The following is a 21,377-nucleotide window of genomic DNA, read 5'->3' as shown; positions in this document are numbered from 1 at the left end:
TGATTAAAATTCAATAGGAACGTCTGTGAGTTGTCCCCATTCTGTCCAGGAACCGTCATAAATCCATAGATTAGTATACCCAGCTAATTGAGCAGCTAGCAAAATAATACAGGCGGTAATTCCAGAACCACAGCTAAAGATGAGTTTTTTATTGGCAATATCAAAAGCATCAAATATGTTTTTAAGTTGCTCAACTGGAAGCATTTTTCCTTGCTCAAGAACTTTGGTGTACGGAAGGTTTAGGGAATTGGGAATATGACCGCCTTTAAGATCAGATCTTGGTTCTGGTTCTATACCTAAATACCTTCCGGAAGAACGCGCATCCAATATCAATGTATCTGGATCGTTCATTTCAGATAGGATTTCTTTTGCGTTAACAGTACATTTGGAACGATCGTTTATTTCGAAATTCCCGATGTTAAATACATTGTTAGTTGTCTTGTTTTCAGTGGGGAGTTGATTTTTGTTCCATTCTGGGAAACCACCATTTAAAACTGCAACATTCGTGTGACCCATTCTAGAAAACATCCACCAAGCTCTTGGACTAGAGTAGATGCCAATCGTATCATAAATGATGATTTTAGAATTAGCATTAATACCTAGTTCTTGACAATTTTTTTCAAAAACTTCTGCAGATGGAAGCATATTTGGCAAATGAGAAGCTTGATCAGAAAAAGACTTTTTTATATCAAAGAATCGGGTTCCTGGTATCTGAAGATCCTGCGCTAAAGATTCTTTGGATGAAGTTACTTTTTTAATACTTGCATCCAGAATTACCAAATCAGGATGGTCTAAATGTTCATGTAACCATTCTACAGATACTATGAGTCCAGGAAGTTGTAATGTTTCCATACGTTAAGGTTGAAACTTATCTAATAATTTGTTGGTTTGTTGATGTAGTTTTTTCTTAAAGAAATTGGTACCACCTAACAATTTTCCTTTCCATCCGATAGCTTGTGATGCCCAACGATGCAGATTAAAATCATCAGTATGTTTTACGATTTTACCGTCTTTAAATTCAAATTTAGCATCTATGCGATTATGAACTTTTCTGCCTGTTTGACTAAAGGTATACCATGCTTCCCAATGTGCAGATCCACTTTCATTATCAACTTGAATATTAGAAAATTCCACTTTTAGATCTTTACCATTCTTGCATAGCATTTGCCACATTTTTTTGGCGCGATCTCCATGAAGTTGTCCAAAACCAGGATCTTCAAAAACAATGTCAGGGTGATAACAAGATACCATGATATCAGCATTTTGCTGACTTAAACCAGTATAAAAAGTTTCAATAAGTTCTTTATAGTCTGCCATTGTTTCTTTAATTTGGTTAATCCAGTTTTTCGGCTAATTTCTTAAATACTTTTTTGGGATTCTTATTCTCATATAAGATTCCATGTACAGCATCAATGATTGGTGTTCGAGTATTTTTATTAGCATCCAGTTCATAGGCGGTTTTTGCAGCATAATATCCTTCGGCAACCATATTCATTTCCATTTGGGCACTTTTTACCGTATAGCCTTTTCCAATCATATTTCCAAACATTCGATTACGAGAAAAAATGGAGTAACCAGTTACTAACAAATCTCCTAAATAAGCAGAATCATTGATATTCCGCTTCATCTTGTGAACCTTTTTAATAAATCGCTTCATTTCGCGAATCGCGTTACTCATTAAAACACTCTGAAAATTATCACCATAACCTAATCCATGTGCAATGCCTGCAGCAACAGAATAAATATTTTTAAGAACTGCTGCATATTCAGTACCGATAATATCATCACTAACTTTGCATTTGATATATTCACTACTTAGGTTTTTCGCAACAATTTTTGCTTTTTCCTCGTCGTTAGAAGCGATTGTTAAATAAGAAAGTCTTTCCAGTGCTACCTCTTCGGCATGACAAGGTCCTGTAATAACTCCAATATCATCAAATGGGATTTGATATTTATCATGAAAATGTTCTCCTACAATTAATCCAGACTCAGGAACAATTCCTTTAATAGCAGAAAATATGACTTTGCCTTCCAGTGAAACTGTTAGTTTTTGTAATTCTGTATGTAAAAATGCAGAAGGAATAGCAAAAATCAAGTAATCAGCATATGTTACTGCTTCATTTATATCATTGGTAAGTTTAAGTTGATCCAGTTTGAATTCCACAGAACTAAGGTAATTTGGATTGTGTTGTTGGCGTTTTAGATGTTCTAATGCATATACACTTCGCATATACCAACCAACCTGAGGTAAGTTCTCAGTAAGCATTTTTACAATAGCAGTAGCCCAACTACCACCACCGATCACAGCAAATTTTAAATCTTTATCCATGTAAAATGATTGTGAGTTCAAAAATAAGGAAAATACAAGTCAAATTAAATATCTGATAATCAATTACCTGTGTTTTTGGCACATGTTTTGGTTCTGTTATTATAGAATTGAAAAAGACATAGCTTATGAAGACTTTAAAATTACTTTCGGTTTTTATGTTAGGTTCCATCCTTCTAACTTCTTGTGTAGCAGAAGTAGTGGTAGAGGAAGATGTTTTTATAGAAGAGCCTACAATCTCATTAAATCAGTTACTTAATTCTTATGAAATCTGGTATGTAGATATAGAGCGTACACAAGGTAATGGAGAAATCCCGTTTCTTCAAAAGGCTTTTACAGTGTCATTTAAAAATGGAACTTTTTATGCTAATAATAACTTGGTAGGTATAGGAAGTAATGGGAATGGTTTTGGATTAGATGTAGGATTTTATAACACTTTTGGTATGGAGGTAGATGTTAGTCATGATATTGATGGAACTTATAGCCTTGATGTAATACAATTGTCAAATAATGAAATACGATTGTATGATGGTGTAACCAATACGAGTTATTATCTCATCGGATATCAGAGAAACACTTTTGATTACGATAAAGTGTTTTATGATAACATTCACTACTTTTTACATGAGTATACTGTATGGGAAAAGGTCTATACAAGTGAAATTGGGGCTTTGAATGAGTTTGATAATGAAAATTATCTGCAGTTTTTATACTATGGATCTGGGGATAACTTTAGAAGTTCAGAAGATGTTAATGTGTCTAATATCAACGATATATACTATGATTACAATGGATATTATGCTGTAGATGATGTGCCTAATAATTTCTATATGAAAAATTTAACACTTGATTACGATTATTTGGGCAATGAATATTTCGAATTAACCGTTATAAATGATAGTAGAATAGAATTATTACACCCTTCTTCTGGTACAATTTATGAATTTGTTGGTAGAGGATATCTACAATTTAAATCTTCTAAAGATGGTAAGCCATCGCAGAATGATAAAAAAAGATTAAAGAAAGCTGATTTTATGAAGCTTACAAAATAGAAAAGTCGCACTAGACGATATAAATTTTTTTGGTTGGTTATTTAGTTGGAAATCGCTCTACAAGAGAAATCTTGTCTGGGCGATTTCTTTTTTGTGAGAAAGTATTTTACAATAGCAAAATGCGTAATCGAACTAATCCCGATGTAAATCGGGATCCAATTAGTTTCTAATTCTTTACAAATAGAGATTATTTCCCTAATTTTACTATTTAATTTAGATTTTGTAATTAGCTGATAATAAGAACTCAATTTGGATAAAATGAGGTTCTATTTTGATGGTAAATTGTGGAAAAGAAACAATATTTCCTAAATTTAAAATTCAACAAATTAAATTATTTAGGTATGCTTAAGAAAATTTTAGACATTGATAACAGTAAAAAACTGAGTAAAACTGCACAAAAAGCAATACAAGGAGGAGATTTTCCTTTTTTTGATGAATGTTGTGCTTGTGTCTTTAGACCTGCAAATAGACCGTTCCCTATTTTGATTACACAATCTTGTTCTGACCCTTGTCCGGTAGACGGAAGTACCGAATATGAAGATACAGGATGCTAAAACTTACAAAGCGAACTTCGGTTCGCTTTTTTTATACCAGAGATGGTATTACATAATAGATTTTCTGGTTTTAGAAAAGATATGCCATCATTTCCGTAATTTTATAATCAAAAATTTATTGAAATATGGCAATTCAAAAACCTTTTAATCTTACCCAATGGATAGAAGAAAACCGTAATCTTTTAAAACCTCCTGTAGGCAATAAGAATCTTTACAAAGATGCAGGTGATTATATAGTAATGATTGTTGCTGGGCCAAATGCTAGAAAAGACTATCACTATAACGAAACGGAGGAACTGTTTTACCAGTTAGAAGGAGAAATAGAAGTTCATATACAAGAGGAGGGTAAGAAGAAAACAATGAAATTAGGACCAGGAGATATGTATTTGCACCCCGCTAAAGTTCCGCACTCTCCAGTTAGGCATAAAGACTCAATAGGTCTTGTTATAGAAAGGAAAAGATCCGACTTAGAAGCAGAAGACGGGTTATTATGGTTCTGTGATAATTGTAATAATAAGTTACACGAGGTATATTTTAAACTAAATAATATTGAGAAGGATTTCTTAAAACATTTTAAAGATTTCTATGGTAGTAAATCGCTAAGAACCTGTAATAAATGTGGTACAGAGATGGCAGTAGATAAAAGATTTGTCGCAGATTAAGTAAGATCAATTTAGCTTAAAAAAGTTTATGAAAATGTGATTTTGGTTTTTTTGAAGATGTTTTTATGAGATTTTGTTTAAAATTAACAATAAACAGAGTCAAAATTTAATATATTTTCAAAACACAGTATCTTTACAACTTAAAAAATAATTTGTAATACATGGCAACTATAGCAACAGATTTTGGAATAGAAGAAGCCCTAAAGCAATTAGGTGTTTCTGATCTAAATAAAGGAACCTCTACAGGATCAGATTGGTTTTCTAATGGAGAAGAAATTTCATCTTTCTCACCAGTTGATGGTAATTTGATCGGAAAAGTTACTACAACCACGACAGAAGATTATGAGAAAGTAATTACCGCTGCACAAACTGCATTTAAGTCTTGGAAATTAATGCCTGCTCCTCAACGAGGAGAAATTGTGAGACAATTCGGAGAAGAACTAAGACGGTTAAAAGAACCACTCGGTAAATTGGTTTCTTATGAAATGGGTAAGTCGTATCAAGAAGGTTTGGGAGAGGTACAAGAAATGATAGATATCTGTGATTTTGCTGTTGGTTTATCAAGACAATTACACGGACTTACTATGCATTCCGAAAGACCTGGTCATAGAATGTATGAACAGTATCATCCTTTAGGAATCGTTGGAATTATTTCTGCTTTTAATTTTCCGGTTGCGGTTTGGTCGTGGAATACTGCTTTAGCATGGATTTGTGGAGATGTATGTGTTTGGAAACCAAGTGAAAAAACACCACTTTGTGGAGTAGCTTGCCAAAATATTATAGCCAAAGTTTTAAAAGATAATAACCTTCCGGAAGGAATATCTTGTTTAGTTAATGGCCATTATAAAGTAGGAGAGTTTATGACGACGGACAAACGTATTCCATTAATTTCTGCTACAGGATCTACCAGAATGGGTAAAATTGTGGCGGCTACAGTGGGACAACGTTTAGGGAAATCTTTGTTAGAACTGGGAGGTAATAATGCAATTATTGTTACACCTGATGCGGATATTAAAATGACAGTAATTGGAGCGGTTTTTGGAGCTGTAGGTACAGCGGGACAAAGATGTACATCAACCAGAAGATTGATAATACATGAATCAATTTATGATAAAGTAAAAAATGCTGTGGTAGATGCCTATAAACAATTAAGAATTGGAAATCCGTTAGATGAAAATAATCACGTTGGACCGTTAATTGATACTGATGCAGTAAAAGGATATCAGCAAGCGCTAGAAAAAGTAGTGCAGGAAGGCGGTAGTATCGTTGTAGAAGGAGGCGTTCTTTCTGGAGAAGGATATGAAAGTGGATGTTATGTAAAACCTGCAATTGCTGAGGCTGATAACTCTTTCGAAATAGTTCAACACGAAACTTTTGCGCCAGTTTTATATCTATTAAAATATAGTGGAGACGTGGAGAATGCCATTGAAGTACAAAATGGAGTAGCGCAAGGTTTATCTTCAGCGATAATGACTAATAATCTTCGAGAAGCTGAACGATTTTTATCACATGCTGGTTCTGATTGCGGTATAGCGAATGTAAACATCGGTACTTCTGGAGCTGAAATCGGTGGTGCTTTTGGTGGTGAGAAAGAAACTGGTGGAGGAAGAGAATCCGGTTCTGATGCTTGGAAAGTATATATGAGAAGGCAAACTAATACTATAAATTACACAACTGAATTGCCTTTAGCACAGGGAATTAAGTTTGATTTATAAAAAAATTATTTTTTAAAAAGCACCTAATTTTTAGGTGCTTTTTTGATTAGTGTTAAGTTAATAATCTTTGTTAAGTCTCTTATTAAACGTATAAGAATACATTAGAATGTATATCTTCGCAGAAATAAAGACGCAACCATATACTTCTAAGCGCATCTTTATTACAAATATGAAAAGGATTATGAAGAAATTATTACTTATATTTTTAGTTGTCTGTTCTGCTTGTAATCTGGATGAACAAGAAACATTAGATCCAATTTTTTGCACAGATGAACTTAGGCCGGGATTAGAGATTACAGTTTTAAGCTCTGTTGATAATACTATTGTAACCTCTGGAATTACTGTAATTGCGAAGGACGGGGATTATACGGAGACATTAGTTAATTTTAATGAAACAGCTACTTTTGTAGGTGCTTTCGAAAGAACAGGAACATATCTTATAACAATTAATGGAGATAGTTTTCAAGAGTTTTCTTCCTCAATTCCAATTATGGTTGATAAAGACATATGTCATGTGATTACTGAAAGCCGAGAAATAGTAATTCAGTCAAATTAACAAGATAGTACCATATTTTGATAATATTTTAACAAATGTTTTGCATACATTAAGTTAGCTTTGGGACTCACACAAAATTAACTTAAATATGAATTCAACTCTACAACACCTCACTCGAGGTATTTGTGCTTGTGGATTAATGTTATCAACACTTACGATAACAGCACAAGTGCAACAACTCAAAACTACTCCAGATGAAAAACCGGCTAAGGGTCATCAGTTGTACAAGCAAACAAAGATGTTTGATAGTAAAAAAGGACCTACGGATCCTAGAACACCTATTCAAAGACAAGCGGATAATGCCATAGAAAGATCTCAATTTGATTTATTGAGATTGCAAGATCCAGCGACAGGAAGAATACCAGAAGGTATTAGAAAAGCCGAATTAAAATACTCAGGAAAGATTAGTCTTAGTGATGATTCACAAAAATCATTACAAACAGCTGCTAAATCAGGAAGGTTCTCTTTTTGGAAAAATAGAGGTCCTTTCAATGTTGGAGGTAGAACACGTGCATTAGCGATAGACAGAAGAAACGAGAATGTTATTTTAGCCGGAGGAGTTTCTGGTGGATTATGGAGAACAGAAAATGGAGGAGAAACTTGGAGAAAAATAACAAGATCTTTCCAAAATCCTAGTATTACTGGAATAATTCAAGATCCAAGACCTAGACATAGCTTTACTTGGTATTATATTTCTGGTGAGCGTTGGGGTAACTCTGCTAGTGCAGGAGGAGCATTTTATCAAGGTAGTGGAGTGTATAAATCTAGAGATGGAGGACGTACATTCGAGCAGTTAAGAGCTACTGTAAATCCTAATGTTGGTATATTTAATACTAACGAGCCTTTTGATTTAATCAACTCTATAGCGATCGATCCTAGAAACGGAGATATTTATTTAGGTACAATTACTGGGATACAAAGATCTCAAGATGGTGGAAACTCTTTTACAGAAGTTTTAGCTGGTGGTTTCGATGCGAAAGCTGAGGTAGCGATTACTTCTACTGGACAGATATATGCTACCATAGATTCTGATAATGATCCAACAGCAGGTTTCTTTGCATCTACAGATGGTGATACTTGGACGAATATTACTCCAGAAGGATTTGTACCAGCTTATGGTAGAACTGTGATGGGTATCGATCCTTCAAATGAAAATACGGTGTATTTCTTTACTCAAAATAATAGTGGAGGAACTCCTGCTTTATTAAACCGATATGATGCGACAGCTGGAACTTGGACTGATTTAAGTGTTAATCTACCTTTCGGTATTGGTGGACCAGTAGGAAACTTAAACTTACAAGGAGAATATAATATGGTAGTTAAAGTACACCCTACAAATAGCAATATGGTATTTGTTGGTGGAACTAATATCTACAGATCAATGGATGGATTTACAACACCAACAGGACAAGAAAGTTGGATCGCTGGATATTCTCCAATAAACAACGTAAGCTTATATACTAATCAGCATCCTGATCAGCACGTACTTACATTTTTCCCATCGAATCCTAATAGAGCATTATCAGGAAATGATGGAGGTGTGTATGTAACGGAGGATATTACTGCTACTAATGATGGAGTTGAGCCTGTTGCTTGGACTTCTCTAAACAATGGATACATTACAACACAGCCATATCATGTTGCTTTCGATCCAGAACCAAATACTGATGATCTAGTTGCTGGATTCCAGGATAACGGAACTTGGTTTACTAATTCTACGGATTCTAATGCTATATGGGAATCAGATTTTGGAGGAGATGGTGCGTACAGTGCAATCGCTGATAACGGAAGAACTCGTTATGTTTCTTCGCAAAGAGGAAATGTATTCAGATTCAATTTTGATGAAGAAGGAGTTTTTGAATCTTTCTCCGCTGTAGAGCCAGCAGGTGCTTCAGGTTTTGCTTTTGTGAATCCATTTATTCTGGATCCTAATAATGACAATATTATGTATATGCCAGCAGGAAGCACAATTTGGAGAAATAATGATCTTGATGGATTACCATTATTTACCAATACAAATGCAACTGAAAACTGGGTTAATTTAACAAATACTGCGACACCAGACGGATCTACAATTACAGCGCTAGAAGCTTCTACATTCCCAGTAGCAAATAGATTATACTACGGTACTAATTCTGGAATAATTTTCAGAATGGATAACGCAAATATTGACAATCAGACAGTAGTAGATATTTCTACTGGTAAAGGTTTACCTGTAGGTTTTGTAAATGATATTAATATCGATCCATCTAATGCAGATCGAGTGATTGCAACATTTTCAAATTACGGAATACCAAGTGTTTTCATTACTGAAGATGGTGGAGATACATGGACTAACATTAGTGGTAATTTAGAAGAAAATGCTGATGGTACAGGAAATGGACCTTCAGTAAGAAGTACTGCATTCTTAGGAAGTAGTTCAGGTAGATTTGGAGCACGTTTACAAAGAGTATTCGCTGCTACTAGTACAGGTTTATACTCTACTAGAAGGCTTAATGGTCAAAATACTGTTTGGAGAAAAGAAAACTTTGCTATTGGTAATTCTGTTGCTGATGAGGTAGTTACTAGAAAAGATGGGTTTATCGCAGTAGCTGCTCACGGAAGCGGTTTATTTAGTGCGCGTTTCCCAATCACAGCAAATCCATTACCGGAAGCTACGCTAACAACAGCGTTTTTACTTGAAGATTTCGGTGTAAGTGAGAACAGTGAAGACACTACTATAGATATCGCCGGATTGTTTGTACAATCACAAGGATTACCAATTGATATTGAATTAACGAATTCTAATCCAGAGTTAGTGACAGCAGTGTTAACAGGAAATACCTTAACGTTATCGTATGCTCCAGATAGTCTTGGATCAGCATCAATCGGACTGATTGCTACTTCTGGTGATGAGCAGGTGGCAGAAGGTTTTACAGTTACTGTTTCAGAGCCAACTATTTATGAGCAAACAAATACTCAGGTGTCTACAATACCATCACAAAACTTTTTAGATTTTGGTGGATTAGCACAAGCTGCTGATGATTTTACGGTTCCTAGTGGTACTTCTTGGAATATAGATAGAATTGTTGCTTTTGGTGCTGTGAATGGAAGCCCAGCACTTACTAATGTAAGTATTGTGATTTATGAGAACGAAGGTGGAGTTCCAGGAGCAGAAGTATATAATAGCGGTGATATTACACCAATTTCAGATCCTAATATTTCTAATTTGAATATTGCTCTTCCAGAAGTAGTTACTTTAGAAAGCGGTGAATATTGGATTTCAGTTTATACTAATTTAGCATTTAATGGAGGAAATCAATGGTTCTGGGCATCTCAAGACAATGTGGTAGGAGAAGTAACTCAATTTAGAGATCCAGTAAATCTTTTTGGAACTGGAGCAATAGATTGGACAGCTACTACAGTGGCATTAGGAAGAGATCCTTTGGATCAGATTTTCCAAATTTATGGAGATATCATTAGTTCTGGTGATGGACCAGTAGAACCAGAAGTGGAGACTCCTTTAGTGACTTTAGATTTAGTAAATGAGATTGCGGTATATCCTAACCCATCAAACAATACTTTCTTTTTTAACTTCGGTGATACTATTGCTAAATCAAGCAGCAAAGTAAATATTGATATTTTTAATAGTACAGGAAACCTTGTACATACGATGTCTGATGTGAATTCAAATGCAAGTGTAAATTGGGATGCTTCTCGTTTAGCTTCTGGTTTATATTATGCAAAGATTTCTGGTATAGGAACAAGTAAAGTAGTTAAATTACTAAAGCAATAGTCATAATTTGACTTTTAAATAACAATTAATTATGAAAAGGGGAGTTGATATAATCAACTCCTTTTTTTATTTTCAACATTATGAATAAGTTAGTATATATAATATTATTTGCAATTTTAGTTTCTTGTAAATCTACTAGTATTGCTCAGGAAAATGACAAGAAAAGTAGCAACCCTGAAAATAAGGTAAAAGTTCAGAAACCCCGATTTGGAGATTCTAACAATGGAACGGTTAGACCGAATGCAGTCACACAAAGTCAAATTGCTCCAAATACAATACATCTTAAAGTAGTTGTGTTAGAAGTTTCGGGAAACAATAATATTTGTGATAAGTCCTATAATAATATAGGTAGGATGCTAGTAAAAAAGGTTAAAGGTTATGGATCTGGAATTGTAAATATGATTTCACAAAATCAGGAATTAATCATTGCATTACGCAAGGGAATTGCCAAAGACATTTCTAGTTTACAGAAGAATATAAACAAAGAAATTTCTATAGTGGTACGAGAAAAACCATGTGCAGATTTTAATCAAACTATGTATGAAATAGTTACTATTTCTAATATAGATTAGATATTTCCCTGTTGATTTCCATAAGTATCTACCAACCAAAGAATCAATATAATTACAGCAATACTCAGTACAACTGTGAAGAATATTTTCCAGAAGGAATAAGGTCTTTTTCCAGATATTCGACCGGTTTGACCATTCACAAAGAAATTATATTTTTTGCCATTATATTGATAGGCACTTATATAAACTGGAAGTAAAATATGTTTAAAGGTTTCTTCAGATAAGCTCATATTAATAGAATGTACTCTTTGCGTATCTCCACCAATATCATGTCTAGACCATGATCGAGCAATTTTTTCTGCTTCTTTCGTAGACTCTAAATGACCGTCTTTTAAAGGAATCGTATATTTTTCTGTTACAAATCCTGCCAAAAAACTAGTATTAAATGGAACCAAAGCTTTTAGATTCCAGTGAGCTATTTTATTTGGGATAGTATTTTTTCGTTGATGAGAAGCCTTTATTAAAGTGTCATCGACAAAACCACTTACACTTCCACTGGCAGGTGTCCAACGCGTTCTGCGTTCTTGTCTCGTTCTTTGAACTGTTTTGCCATTTACAGTAGTAGTGTATGGAACGCTTACATAGTAATAATCTCCTCTTTGTCCTGTATAGGTAGCATACAATTGAGCATCGAATGTCCAATAGGGTAAGTACAAACCTTTTGTATATTGAGGATCTAAAGCTGCTTTTTTAAGATTGTTAGGAGCAAACCATAATCCTTGTACCCATTTAGAAAATATTTGATGCGATTTTTTCTGATCAAATTGAAAAGGTAAAACGGCACCAGGAAGAATCCAATCTTCTTTATAAGCATCTTCTATGATCAGAGGCATCGTACAATATACACAATGCAATGATTTGTAATTCTCTTCGATATGCTGATTCGCGCCACAATTTTTACATTGCAGCATTAGTATCTCCTCAGAATGAGAAAGTGATCCCATCTCTTCCAAGTAGGGTTTTAGCTCTAGCTCTTTAAATCCATCTTCATTCTGAACAATTGTTTCTTCATGACCACAGTAATCACATTTAATTTCTGTAGTTCCTGGTTTATATGTCAATTCTGCACCACAATTGACACACGATTTTTTTTGTTCAGAAAATGCTCTTTTTTCTTCTTCCATTGAGGAGTTACAATACTAAAGGTTGTACAAAATAGATGCCTTCTTCCATAGGTAAAATGGAAGAAGGATCAATTTATGTTATAAATTGTTCTTACGCACCAGGTAATGGAGGAGGAGTGCTGCCACCTAAAAAAGGTTTTAGCTCTTCTACATCTTTTATTGCAGTCCAGTTGGCCATTCCTTGCTTCCAAACTAGAGAATCTTTATTTACAGTTCTATTCGCAAATAGTGCTTTGAGCTGATCAAAAGAAACAGGTCCAGCTTGTTGTCCATTCACTGCGTAATAGTACTGAACTTGCACAGGCATCGGTGGTGGAGCCACAGGAGATGTTTGTTGTGGTTGTGCTTGTTGTTGGTTGCTCATTGGGTTCATCATACCGCCCATTTGTTGAGCAAGCACAAATCCCATTCCCATTCCCATTCCTGCACCGGCAGTACCACCTTCATTGGCAGCGGCAGCTTCTATAGCTTTTGCAGTTTTGAATTTAGCTAATTTGTCAAGATCCAGCTTGTCAATTCTACTATATTCGAAGATTTCTTTTTTAAGATCTTCAGGCATGGAAACATTCTCAATAAAGAATTTTTCTAATGAGATACCTACTGAGTTAAACTCAGGTTGCATCACATCTTTACATGTTTCCGATAATTCTGTAGTATTTGCAGCATATAATTCTATTGGAAAATTAGCTTCTCCTACAGTATCTGTAAAACGGGTTGAAATTAAACTTTTTAGATGTTCATTTATCTCAAAACTAGTAAAGTTAGCATCTGTACCTACAATATCAACAATAAACTTACCTGGATCATTGATTTTAAAAGCATACGTTCCGAAAGCTCTAATCTCTACTAAACCAAAACGATCATCATTTAAAGTGATAGGGTTTTTAGTTCCCCATTTTTCATCCGTAAAAAGTCTGGTGTTTACAAAATATACCTCTGCTTTAAACGGGCTATTAAAACCATATTTCCAACCTTTTAATGTAGTAAGAATGGGAAGGTTTTGAGTGTTTAAGGTATACGTTCCTGGCTCAAATACATCTGCGAGTTGACCTTCATTTACAAAAACTGCAGTTTGCCCTTCTCTTACAATAAGTTGAGCACCATTTTTTATTTCGTTTTGATATCTTTCGAAGCGATGAACAATCGTGTCCTGTGTATTGTCTAACCATTCTACGATATCTATAAATTCATTACTTAGCTTTTTCTTTATTTCGTCAAAAATTCCCATCGGTGAGTTGATTTAAAATTCGTGTTCTAAAACTACGAAATAGGATGGTTGTGTAAAAATTAATTTTCATTTAATTCCTGTTTAAAAACCCCAATATCATAGATATATCAGGGTTTTAATGCACAATTAAGGGGTAGTCGGATAATCAGAGGGTAAAAATTCTGATGTTACCTAATTATTTATAAAGGAACTACTTCTGTATTTTGATTGTCAATATAAATATTCAAAGATTTGGTAATTGTATTAGCAGAGCTATCCAATCCTCCATAATCGCGAACTAAAAAAGAGAAAGATATACTTACAGCATTTCCATTGGTTACTAGTTTTCCAGCTACTATATTTCCTGTTAACGGATTCGTTTCATTTCCATCCCAATAAACTAGACTACTAAGAAAAGAGATAGATGTAGTTTCCCAAGGTGATGGGATTTCTGTAGAAAACTCTATATAATCATGTGGGTATTGCCATGAAATTCGCTCTACACCACCGCTATCGGCTCCAGAAAAGATAAAATCATAGGTAGTATCAGATCGTAAATTTAGTTGTAAGCTTGTAAAATCGTCATCTTGTGTAAAGGTGCGATTAAAACCATCTCCAGAAATATTAAAGGAAAATGTAGGAGCAGTGTTATCTGTTTCAGGAATATCCGTTTCACAAGAAATCAGAAAGGATATAATGACTATTGAAACTATTCTTTGGGTATTTTTTAAAAAGTCTGTTTTCATCACATTAAGTTTTAATGTTTAAACTTAGTGTAGATAAAAGTGTTTAGGTAAACATCGAGTTGGAATGTTGATATTCAGTTTTTTATAACCCCTTAGGAATTGCATCGATCAATTTTTGAGTATATGATTTCTGAGGATTTTCATAAATGAAATCAGCATCTCCTTTTTCTTCAATTTTACCATTATTCATTACTAATAACTGATCCGACATATATTTAACTACGGCAAGATCATGGGAAATGAAGATATAAGTAAATCCAAATTTTTCTTTTAGTTCGTTTAACAAGTTTAATACTTGCGCCTGAACTGAAATATCTAAAGCACTCACAGATTCATCACAAATGATTAGTTTAGGTTGGAGTGCTATTGTTCTTGCAATTCCAATTCTTTGTCTTTGACCTCCACTAAATTCATGAGGGTATCTGTTAAAATAAGATGGGTTCAATCCTACTCGTTCCAAAAGGCTCAGTACTTTTTCTTTTCGCTCCGTATCGTTATCGTACAGTTTATGAGCTTTCATAGGCTCCAGGATAGCTTTGCCAACGGTTAATCTAGGGTTTAGGGAAGCAAAAGGATCCTGAAATATTAATTGTATTTCCTTTCGTAAATTTCGAATTTGAGAAGATGAAACTTTAGTTAAATCCTGACCGCGATATAGAATTTCTCCTTGGTTAGCTTTTTGTAATTGTAATATTGTATTTCCCAAGGTAGATTTTCCACAGCCAGATTCTCCAACAAGTCCCAAGGTTTCTCCTTCGAATAACTGAAAGCTAACATCATCAACAACTTTGAATTCTTTCTTACCAAATAACCCTATTTTGGTGAAAAAAGATTTTTCTACATTTTTTACTTCTAGTAATGGAGGTTTACTATATAGTTTTTTGTGTAGTTGTTCGCGATCTTCTTTACTAATTAACTGTATTTTCTTCTTCTCTTTACTAAGATAATCGGTTATGGTAGGTAATTCTTTAAATCGCACATCTAGCGACGGTCTGGCCGAAATCAAAGCTTTGGTATAGTCTTGTTGAGGATTCTTAAATATTTCTTGAGTTGCACCATATTCTACCATTTTTCCTTGGTATACAACTAATACGTTATCTGCTATTTCGGAAACTAATGACAAATCATGAGAAATAAACAGAATGCTCATTTCAAATTCCTTTTGGAGTTCTTTGAGTAACGCAATGATTTCTTTTTGTACGGTTACATCTAAAGCTGTAGTCGGTTCGTCTGCAATTAGTAATTTGGGCTTGCAGGCAATAGCCATGGCAATCATGATACGCTGTTTCTGACCGCCACTAAGTTCATGAGGATATGAATTATAGGCTCTAGAAATATCAGGAAGTTTTACTTTTTCGAATAAAGAAAGTACTTCGTTTTTTGCCTCAGATTTTGATATTTTGGTATGCTGTAAAAGAATTTCAATTACCTGTTTCCCACATTTCATAGAAGGATTTAAAGAACTCATAGGTTCTTGAAAAATCATAGCAATTTCATTACCACGAAGAGATCGAAGTTTTGATGGATCTAAATCTAGTAAGGATTCATTTTTGTATAAAATAGTGCCAGAAACAGAAGCAATTTTAGCAGGAAGTAAACCCATAATGGCTAATGAGGTAACTGATTTTCCGCTTCCAGATTCCCCTACAACTCCTAAAATCTCATTAGGTTTGATATCAAACGAAAGATCATATAATACCCGAGTTTCATTTTTTTGATTAGAAAAAGAAACATTGAGATTTTTAATAGAGAGTATTGAGGAAGTATCCATAAATTCAAAGCTAAGTAAATTTAGTTAATTCTTAGAATTAAAAGCAAGTTGTTATGAAAGCAAACCAATACTGAAGCTGCAGTTTTTGGTGTGATATTTGCTATCTTTACGATTCAAAGAATACTATGAAGCTTACCAAACTATCACTTAGAACTAGGATTTTTATTTCAATGACAGTGTTAGTTCTGTTGGCTTCGGTTTTGGTAGCCGCCATTACAGTGTATCAATACAAAGAAGAGGCAGAAGAATACCATCGCGAACGACTAGAAAGAAAGGAAGAGCGGATAAAAATAGCTATCAATAATGCGTTGCTTAGTACTACATATCCTGTTCTTGAAGAGAATATTGCTTTAATTTTTAGAGAGAAAAAGAAGATAAACCAAATCTCATATGAACATGCATTACCAATAAATATTTATGATTTATCTGGTAAGTTATTAGTAAAATCGGAAGAAACTTTCGTTAATGATACCGTAGATCGAGTTTTAGACAAGCGTATTATCGATACTTTGGGAAACGGATATGAAAGAAGGTATTTAGGTGTTTCTGAAAAAAATGGAGAACATTTTCTATCCTCATATACATACATCAAAGACAATAAATCAAAACCTTTAGCCATACTTAATTTACCGTATTTGGAAGATGACAATTTCTTTTCTAGAGAATTATGGGAATCTTTAAAAAGACTTGGACAGGTATATTTATTGATGTTGTTGATTGCTATTATTTTAGCATACTTTCTCTCCAAATACATTACACGTTCTCTAAAAACAATTTCTGATACTATTGATCAAACACGATTGGATAAACGAAACAAACGAATACGTATTGGTGATTCTAGTGATGAGATTTATTCATTGGTAAATGCCTACAACAGTATGATTGATGAGTTAGAGGAAAGTGCTGCAATGTTGGCAAAGAGTGAGCGAGAGGCTGCTTGGAGAGAGATGGCAAAGCAAGTAGCGCACGAAATTAAAAACCCACTAACACCCATGCGTTTAACTGTACAGAGTTTTGAGCGAAAATTTAATCCAAGTGATCCTAATATTGAGCAAAAAGTAAAGGAATATAGTGATACGTTGATTCAACAGATAGATACTATGAGTTCTATAGCTTCTGCCTTTTCTAACTTTGCGCAAATGCCAGCACAGAAGAGTGAGACATTGAACGTGGTAAAGATTGTGGGGCTTGCGTTGGATATATTTAATGAAGGATATATAGTTTTTCCTTCAGAAAAAGAAGAGATTATTGCGAAGTTTGATAGAACACAACTAATTCGAGTGGTTACAAACTTGGTAAAAAACGCTATTCAAGCAATATCCGAAGATCAAACACCTAAAATTATTGTAAATGTCTTTACAGAAAAAGACGATGTAGTAATTACAGTGGCGGATAATGGAGTTGGTATTTCTGAGGAAAATAAAAAGAAAATCTTTGAGCCAAAATTTACTACTAAAAATAGTGGTATGGGATTAGGACTAGGAATGGTAAAAAATATTGTGGAAACCTATAACGGAAGTATTACCTTTACATCACAAGAAGGAAAAGGAACTGTTTTTAAGGTGAAGTTTCCAAAAATAAAGTCAGATCTATAAAAGACTAAACCTGTGAAAGAGTATAAGCTAGAATCATTGATTTATTATTCTAAACTAACTAGAGATAAAGAGCATATCCTAAAAGCATCTTCAAAGGATATTCAAGAAAAATTAGACGAGTATTCTAAAGATGGATGGAGATTGGTGTCTACTGATGTAGAAGATTTTGGGATAGGAATGTATTTTTACTTATACTTCGAGAGAGATCGAAAATACTAAACAAACAATAGAAATATAATGTATACTAACATTCTCACATCTTATAATGAAGGTGTAACTACAATTACAATCAATCGACCATCAAAACTTAATGCATTAAACAAAGAAACCATTCAGGAATTGCACGATGCTTTTGATGCTGCAAATAAAGATGCCAAAACCAAAGTAATTATTGTTACTGGAAGCGGTGAAAAAGCCTTTGTAGCTGGTGCTGATATTAGTGAATTCGCGAATTTTTCGGTAGAACAAGGAGGTCAATTGGCAGCTAAGGGACAAGAATTATTATTTGATTTTGTAGCTAATCTTTCTACACCTGTAATTGCTGCTGTTAATGGATTTGCTCTTGGTGGTGGATTAGAATTAGCAATGGCAGCACATTTTAGAGTTGCTAGTGATAATGCCAAAATGGGATTGCCAGAAGTATCACTTGGTGTGATACCAGGATATGGAGGGACTCAAAGATTACCACAATTAATTGGTAAAGGAAGAGCTATGGAAATGATTATGACAGCAGGAATGGTGGATGCTAATCAAGCATTAAATTATGGTTTAGTGAATCATGTAGTTTCTCAGGAAGAATTAATTCCTCTTGCCGAAAAATTAGCCAGTAAAATTATGAGAAATTCTTCGGTAGCAATAGGAGCAGCAATACATGCTGTAAATGCTGCTTATGAAGATGGTGTAAATGGTTTTACAACGGAAATTCAAGAGTTTGGAAAATGTTTTGGAACCTTGGACTTTAAAGAAGGAACAACGGCATTCTTGGAAAAGAGAAAAGCTGATTTTCCGGGTAAATAAAAGAGGTGATACATCATACCTTATATTTCGTTTTCTCCATTTTGTTTTTGGTTTTACCCAGTTATGGACAAGATGAAAATAATATACCTACAAATCCTCAAGATTCGATATCGAATCTTGAGGGTGTTAAAGTTAGAGGATATTCAAGTACTTACAAAAGATTCTCGATTAGAGCAGGAGCTGGTTTTCAAGACTCTTTTTATTCAGAAATAGGGATAGCGCGTCATAGATGTACCTATAGTGATGTTGGGTTTTTTGCGAATGATTATTACCTTTCTTTCGCTTGGAATTTATCTTCAAACGATGATATTTTTAGTTTAAAAACAGGTTATCAAATCAATATTATACCGTTGTTGGCTTTGGGACTAGAAACTAAATATCAAACAAATTTTAGTGAAAATGATCTTGTAATTACTCCAAAAATCGGTTTAGGTATTTTTGGTGATATTTATTTATTTTATGGATATAATGTATCTACTAATAATTATCCTTTTCTGGATATTGGGAAACATCAATTCTCTTTTGTTTTAAATATACATAAGAACTTTTTACGTTATTTATAAAAGTTCATTTCATCAATATATTCCCACACCTCTTTTGGTAGTAATGGTCTTATATTTTTGGCTTCTGGAATTGCTTTACGTATAAAAGTGGAAGATATCTCCATAATAGGAGCATTAATTCTATTAATTTTTGGGTGATCTTTGAATTGATGTTCTGTCACTCCTTCAGAAATTCGAGGGTACACATATAGATGATGATTCTCTAGAATCACCTCGTAATTTTTCCACTTATGAAAACTTTTAAGGTTATCCTCTCCCATAATCAAATGAAATATATCATTGGGATACTTTTCCTGAAGATGTGCAAGGGTATGAACCGTATAATTAGGCTGAGGTAATTTAAACTCAATATCACTGGGACGTAATTTAGGATAAGATTCTGTGGCGCGATAGACCATCTCTAAACGATGATTATTATCTAATAGTGAGTTTTTCTTTTTAAATGGATTATGAGGAGTAACTACCATCCAAATTTCATCCAGATCAGAATATTCAGCCATATGATTAGCAATTGCTAAATGACCAATATGGATAGGATTAAATGTTCCGAAGTATAAACCTATTTGTTTCATGGAAAATGATAATTTTTCATTCCCTTGAAGACGGGAATATATTCATTATAAGTTTTATCCTAAAATAAATTTTTTAACCAAATGCAGCACTTCTTCCTTGGCTTTTTCTAAATCATCATTAGTTACGATAGCGTCAAATTGAGGAGCAGTAGCCATTTCTGTAGAGGCTTTGGCCACACGCATATTGATTTTATCTTCTGATTCTGTTTTACGTTTTTTTAAACGAATTTTTAATTCTTCAATACTCGGAGGTTTTATAAAAATAGCCAATGTGCGATCCGGATAAATTCTTTTAATATCTAATCCACCAACCACATCAATATCAAAAATTACATGTTTTCCTTTGTCCCAGATGCGTTGTACTTCGGTTTTTAGTGTTCCGTAAAAATTGTCACGATATACTTCTTCCCACTCTAAAAACTCATCTGCTTTAATCTTGTCTTTAAACTCTCTTAGCGATAAAAAATAATAATCTTTTCCATGTATTTCTCCTCCACGAGGTTCTCGAGAAGCGGCAGATATAGAGAAATCAAGATTTAATTCCTCTTTATGAAGTAAATATTTAACTAATGTAGTTTTACCACTACCAGAAGGAGCGGATAGTACGATAAGTTTTCCTTGTTTCATTTATATAAATTTTACCAATAGGGTAAAGAATTCGTTTATTTATCGATTTGTTGATTAGAATATGATAAACAAATACTTATAAAATATTGAGCAATTGTTCTTTAATCTTCTCTAATTCGTCTTTCATCTGTACCACCAATTGTTGCATTGGTGCATAATTAGATTTACTACCAATTGTATTGATTTCTCTTCCGATTTCTTGAGTTATGAAACCTAATTTCTTACCATTAGAATCTTTTGTATTTATGGTAGTTGTAAAATATTCCAGATGATTTGCTAGTCTTACCTTTTCTTCGGTGATATCAAATTTTTCTAAATAATATACAAGCTCTTGCTCAAATCGATTTTCATCTACTTGTTCCTTTAACTCGGATACCGCTTTATGTAATCGTTCTCTAACAGATTCCATGCGTTCAGGATCTATTTTGATTACTTTTTGTAATAGCGCTCCAATATTTTCGATCCTAATCTTGAAGTCTTTTTCTAGTGCTTTCCCTTCATCATTTCGATAACTCTCTATAGCATCTAGGGCATCGTTTAGACCTTTTGTTATAGCAACAAATTCTTCTTCATCAATCTCAGCACGTTCTGTTTTTAAAGCATCTGGCATGCGTACAGCCATTTTTATGATTTCTAGCCTATCACCTGGGTTATGAATAGATTCTAATTGCTTAACATAATCCATTAAAATATCTTTGTTGATTTTAGTGGAATTTTCTTCACCGGTTACCTCTACGTATAAGCTAAAATCTACTTTTCCTCTTACCAATGTTTTGGCGATGGTCTTGCGCATTTCTAACTCTTTTTCTCGGTATTGAGAAGGTATCCTAGCATTTAAATCTAGATTTTTACTGTTAAGAGATTTTACTTCTATTGTGATTTTCTTTGTGGGTAGTTGAAGGATCGACTTCCCAAAACCTGTCATGGATTTAATCATATGCTT

General features: G+C 33.9%; 21 protein-coding genes. 11 read left to right on the top strand and 10 right to left on the bottom strand.

Annotated features, from left to right (window positions below; genetic code table 11):
• Positions 1 to 3: 3 nt before the first annotated feature.
• The 3 genes from Q1A73_RS19305 to Q1A73_RS19295 are packed head-to-tail and all read right to left on the bottom strand — an operon-like array spanning position 4 to position 2,329.
• On the bottom strand, positions 4 to 852 hold the full coding sequence (locus tag Q1A73_RS19305) for a sulfurtransferase (RefSeq protein ID WP_299608920.1): 849 nt from the start codon (positions 850 to 852) through the stop codon (positions 4 to 6).
• A gap of 3 nt (positions 853 to 855) precedes the next feature.
• Complete coding sequence (locus Q1A73_RS19300) at positions 856 to 1,317, bottom strand: nuclear transport factor 2 family protein (RefSeq protein WP_299608918.1); 462 nt, start codon at positions 1,315 to 1,317, stop codon at positions 856 to 858.
• Between the two features lie 16 nt (positions 1,318 to 1,333).
• Positions 1,334 to 2,329, bottom strand: coding sequence for an NAD(P)H-dependent glycerol-3-phosphate dehydrogenase (locus tag Q1A73_RS19295; protein ID WP_299608916.1), 996 nt, complete (start codon positions 2,327 to 2,329; stop codon positions 1,334 to 1,336).
• Positions 2,330 to 2,454: 125 nt separating this feature from the next.
• Here Q1A73_RS19295 and Q1A73_RS19290 point away from each other — a divergent pair, with 125 nt between their 5' ends.
• The 7 genes from Q1A73_RS19290 (at position 2,455) to Q1A73_RS19260 (ending at position 11,212) form a co-directional block, all read left to right on the top strand.
• Complete coding sequence (locus Q1A73_RS19290; protein WP_299608914.1) at positions 2,455 to 3,378, top strand: nicotinic acid mononucleotide adenyltransferase; 924 nt, start codon at positions 2,455 to 2,457, stop codon at positions 3,376 to 3,378.
• Positions 3,379 to 3,719: 341 nt separating this feature from the next.
• Positions 3,720 to 3,932 (top strand): hypothetical protein, encoded by a 213-nt coding sequence (locus tag Q1A73_RS19285; RefSeq protein WP_299608912.1) that lies wholly within the window; start codon positions 3,720 to 3,722, stop codon positions 3,930 to 3,932.
• A 125-nt stretch (positions 3,933 to 4,057) separates the two neighbouring features.
• Positions 4,058 to 4,594 carry a 3-hydroxyanthranilate 3,4-dioxygenase gene (locus Q1A73_RS19280; protein ID WP_299608909.1) on the top strand — a complete coding sequence of 179 codons (537 nt, stop codon included), beginning with the start codon at positions 4,058 to 4,060 and terminating at the stop codon, positions 4,592 to 4,594.
• A 161-nt stretch (positions 4,595 to 4,755) separates the two neighbouring features.
• A complete protein-coding gene (locus Q1A73_RS19275) occupies positions 4,756 to 6,309 on the top strand; it encodes an aldehyde dehydrogenase family protein (RefSeq protein WP_299608906.1) in 1,554 nt (517 codons plus the stop codon).
• A 181-nt stretch (positions 6,310 to 6,490) separates the two neighbouring features.
• Positions 6,491 to 6,865, top strand: a complete 375-nt coding sequence (locus Q1A73_RS19270) for a hypothetical protein (RefSeq protein WP_299608903.1) — start codon at positions 6,491 to 6,493, stop codon at positions 6,863 to 6,865.
• A gap of 88 nt (positions 6,866 to 6,953) precedes the next feature.
• Positions 6,954 to 10,640, top strand: a complete 3,687-nt coding sequence (locus tag Q1A73_RS19265; protein WP_299608900.1) for a T9SS type A sorting domain-containing protein — start codon at positions 6,954 to 6,956, stop codon at positions 10,638 to 10,640.
• Positions 10,641 to 10,720: 80 nt separating this feature from the next.
• Positions 10,721 to 11,212: a hypothetical protein gene (locus Q1A73_RS19260; protein ID WP_299608897.1), complete on the top strand. Its 492-nt coding sequence runs from the start codon at positions 10,721 to 10,723 to the stop codon at positions 11,210 to 11,212.
• On the opposite strand, the gene Q1A73_RS19255 is transcribed toward Q1A73_RS19260, so the two are convergent.
• From Q1A73_RS19255 to Q1A73_RS19240, 4 genes are all read right to left on the bottom strand, one after another.
• Complete coding sequence (locus Q1A73_RS19255; protein ID WP_299608894.1) at positions 11,209 to 12,336, bottom strand: DNA helicase PriA; 1,128 nt, start codon at positions 12,334 to 12,336, stop codon at positions 11,209 to 11,211. The two genes, Q1A73_RS19260 and Q1A73_RS19255, sit on opposite strands and share 4 nt — an antisense overlap.
• Before the next feature lie 91 nt (positions 12,337 to 12,427).
• Positions 12,428 to 13,564 (bottom strand): SPFH domain-containing protein, encoded by a 1,137-nt coding sequence (locus tag Q1A73_RS19250; protein ID WP_299608891.1) that lies wholly within the window; start codon positions 13,562 to 13,564, stop codon positions 12,428 to 12,430.
• A 179-nt stretch (positions 13,565 to 13,743) separates the two neighbouring features.
• Complete coding sequence (locus tag Q1A73_RS19245; RefSeq protein WP_299608889.1) at positions 13,744 to 14,289, bottom strand: hypothetical protein; 546 nt, start codon at positions 14,287 to 14,289, stop codon at positions 13,744 to 13,746.
• An 82-nt stretch (positions 14,290 to 14,371) separates the two neighbouring features.
• Complete coding sequence (locus Q1A73_RS19240) at positions 14,372 to 16,060, bottom strand: ABC transporter ATP-binding protein (protein WP_299608887.1); 1,689 nt, start codon at positions 16,058 to 16,060, stop codon at positions 14,372 to 14,374.
• A gap of 125 nt (positions 16,061 to 16,185) precedes the next feature.
• On the opposite strand from Q1A73_RS19240, the gene Q1A73_RS19235 reads away from it, so the two are divergent.
• Genes Q1A73_RS19235 through Q1A73_RS19220 form a run of 4 tightly spaced genes read left to right on the top strand, consistent with a single transcriptional unit; the run spans position 16,186 to position 19,235 of the window.
• Entirely contained in the window at positions 16,186 to 17,655 is a 1,470-nt protein-coding gene (locus Q1A73_RS19235) for a HAMP domain-containing sensor histidine kinase (RefSeq protein ID WP_299608885.1), read from the top strand.
• 12 nt (positions 17,656 to 17,667) lie between these two features.
• Positions 17,668 to 17,874, top strand: a complete 207-nt coding sequence (locus Q1A73_RS19230; RefSeq protein ID WP_299608883.1) for a DUF4177 domain-containing protein — start codon at positions 17,668 to 17,670, stop codon at positions 17,872 to 17,874.
• A gap of 15 nt (positions 17,875 to 17,889) precedes the next feature.
• Positions 17,890 to 18,672 carry an enoyl-CoA hydratase-related protein gene (locus Q1A73_RS19225; protein WP_299609190.1) on the top strand — a complete coding sequence of 261 codons (783 nt, stop codon included), beginning with the start codon at positions 17,890 to 17,892 and terminating at the stop codon, positions 18,670 to 18,672.
• A gap of 5 nt (positions 18,673 to 18,677) precedes the next feature.
• The gene (locus Q1A73_RS19220; protein ID WP_299608881.1) at positions 18,678 to 19,235 is read left to right on the top strand and encodes a hypothetical protein; all 558 of its coding nucleotides are present in this window, start codon (positions 18,678 to 18,680) and stop codon (positions 19,233 to 19,235) included.
• On the opposite strand, the gene nadD is transcribed toward Q1A73_RS19220, so the two are convergent.
• From nadD to Q1A73_RS19205, 3 genes are all read right to left on the bottom strand, one after another.
• Positions 19,226 to 19,807: a nicotinate (nicotinamide) nucleotide adenylyltransferase gene (gene nadD, locus Q1A73_RS19215; protein WP_299608878.1), complete on the bottom strand. Its 582-nt coding sequence runs from the start codon at positions 19,805 to 19,807 to the stop codon at positions 19,226 to 19,228. The genes Q1A73_RS19220 and nadD overlap by 10 nt on opposite strands.
• A 54-nt stretch (positions 19,808 to 19,861) precedes the next feature.
• A complete protein-coding gene (gene gmk / locus Q1A73_RS19210; protein WP_299608875.1) occupies positions 19,862 to 20,434 on the bottom strand; it encodes a guanylate kinase in 573 nt (190 codons plus the stop codon).
• 76 nt (positions 20,435 to 20,510) lie between these two features.
• Positions 20,511 to 21,371 (bottom strand): YicC/YloC family endoribonuclease, encoded by an 861-nt coding sequence (locus Q1A73_RS19205; RefSeq protein WP_299608872.1) that lies wholly within the window; start codon positions 21,369 to 21,371, stop codon positions 20,511 to 20,513.
• Positions 21,372 to 21,377 lie beyond the last annotated feature (6 nt).

It is taken from the genome of uncultured Aquimarina sp. (assembly GCF_947492115.1).
Taxonomy (GTDB): domain Bacteria; phylum Bacteroidota; class Bacteroidia; order Flavobacteriales; family Flavobacteriaceae; genus Aquimarina.
Note: the sequence above shows the minus strand (reverse complement) of the source record. Positions and strands in the feature narration are given on the sequence as shown.

What these genes read in the sequence shown, in the direction of transcription:
- Q1A73_RS19235 (WP_299608885.1), top strand. Translation starts at nt 16,186, where the DNA reads ATGAAGCTTACCAAACTATCACTTAGAACTAGGATTTTTATTTCAATG.
- Q1A73_RS19285 (WP_299608912.1), top strand. Translation starts at nt 3,720, where the DNA reads ATGCTTAAGAAAATTTTAGACATTGATAACAGTAAAAAACTGAGTAAA.
- gmk (WP_299608875.1), bottom strand. Translation starts at nt 20,434, where the DNA reads ATGAAACAAGGAAAACTTATCGTACTATCCGCTCCTTCTGGTAGTGGT.
- Q1A73_RS19255 (WP_299608894.1), bottom strand. Translation starts at nt 12,336, where the DNA reads ATGGAAGAAGAAAAAAGAGCATTTTCTGAACAAAAAAAATCGTGTGTC.
- Q1A73_RS19280 (WP_299608909.1), top strand. Translation starts at nt 4,058, where the DNA reads ATGGCAATTCAAAAACCTTTTAATCTTACCCAATGGATAGAAGAAAAC.
- Q1A73_RS19295 (WP_299608916.1), bottom strand. Translation starts at nt 2,329, where the DNA reads ATGGATAAAGATTTAAAATTTGCTGTGATCGGTGGTGGTAGTTGGGCT.
- Q1A73_RS19205 (WP_299608872.1), bottom strand. Translation starts at nt 21,371, where the DNA reads ATGATTAAATCCATGACAGGTTTTGGGAAGTCGATCCTTCAACTACCC.
- Q1A73_RS19275 (WP_299608906.1), top strand. Translation starts at nt 4,756, where the DNA reads ATGGCAACTATAGCAACAGATTTTGGAATAGAAGAAGCCCTAAAGCAA.
- Q1A73_RS19265 (WP_299608900.1), top strand. Translation starts at nt 6,954, where the DNA reads ATGAATTCAACTCTACAACACCTCACTCGAGGTATTTGTGCTTGTGGA.
- nadD (WP_299608878.1), bottom strand. Translation starts at nt 19,807, where the DNA reads ATGAAACAAATAGGTTTATACTTCGGAACATTTAATCCTATCCATATT.
- Q1A73_RS19240 (WP_299608887.1), bottom strand. Translation starts at nt 16,060, where the DNA reads ATGGATACTTCCTCAATACTCTCTATTAAAAATCTCAATGTTTCTTTT.
- Q1A73_RS19250 (WP_299608891.1), bottom strand. Translation starts at nt 13,564, where the DNA reads ATGGGAATTTTTGACGAAATAAAGAAAAAGCTAAGTAATGAATTTATA.
- Q1A73_RS19245 (WP_299608889.1), bottom strand. Translation starts at nt 14,289, where the DNA reads ATGAAAACAGACTTTTTAAAAAATACCCAAAGAATAGTTTCAATAGTC.
- Q1A73_RS19305 (WP_299608920.1), bottom strand. Translation starts at nt 852, where the DNA reads ATGGAAACATTACAACTTCCTGGACTCATAGTATCTGTAGAATGGTTA.
- Q1A73_RS19290 (WP_299608914.1), top strand. Translation starts at nt 2,455, where the DNA reads ATGAAGACTTTAAAATTACTTTCGGTTTTTATGTTAGGTTCCATCCTT.
- Q1A73_RS19270 (WP_299608903.1), top strand. Translation starts at nt 6,491, where the DNA reads ATGAAGAAATTATTACTTATATTTTTAGTTGTCTGTTCTGCTTGTAAT.
- Q1A73_RS19300 (WP_299608918.1), bottom strand. Translation starts at nt 1,317, where the DNA reads ATGGCAGACTATAAAGAACTTATTGAAACTTTTTATACTGGTTTAAGT.
- Q1A73_RS19260 (WP_299608897.1), top strand. Translation starts at nt 10,721, where the DNA reads ATGAATAAGTTAGTATATATAATATTATTTGCAATTTTAGTTTCTTGT.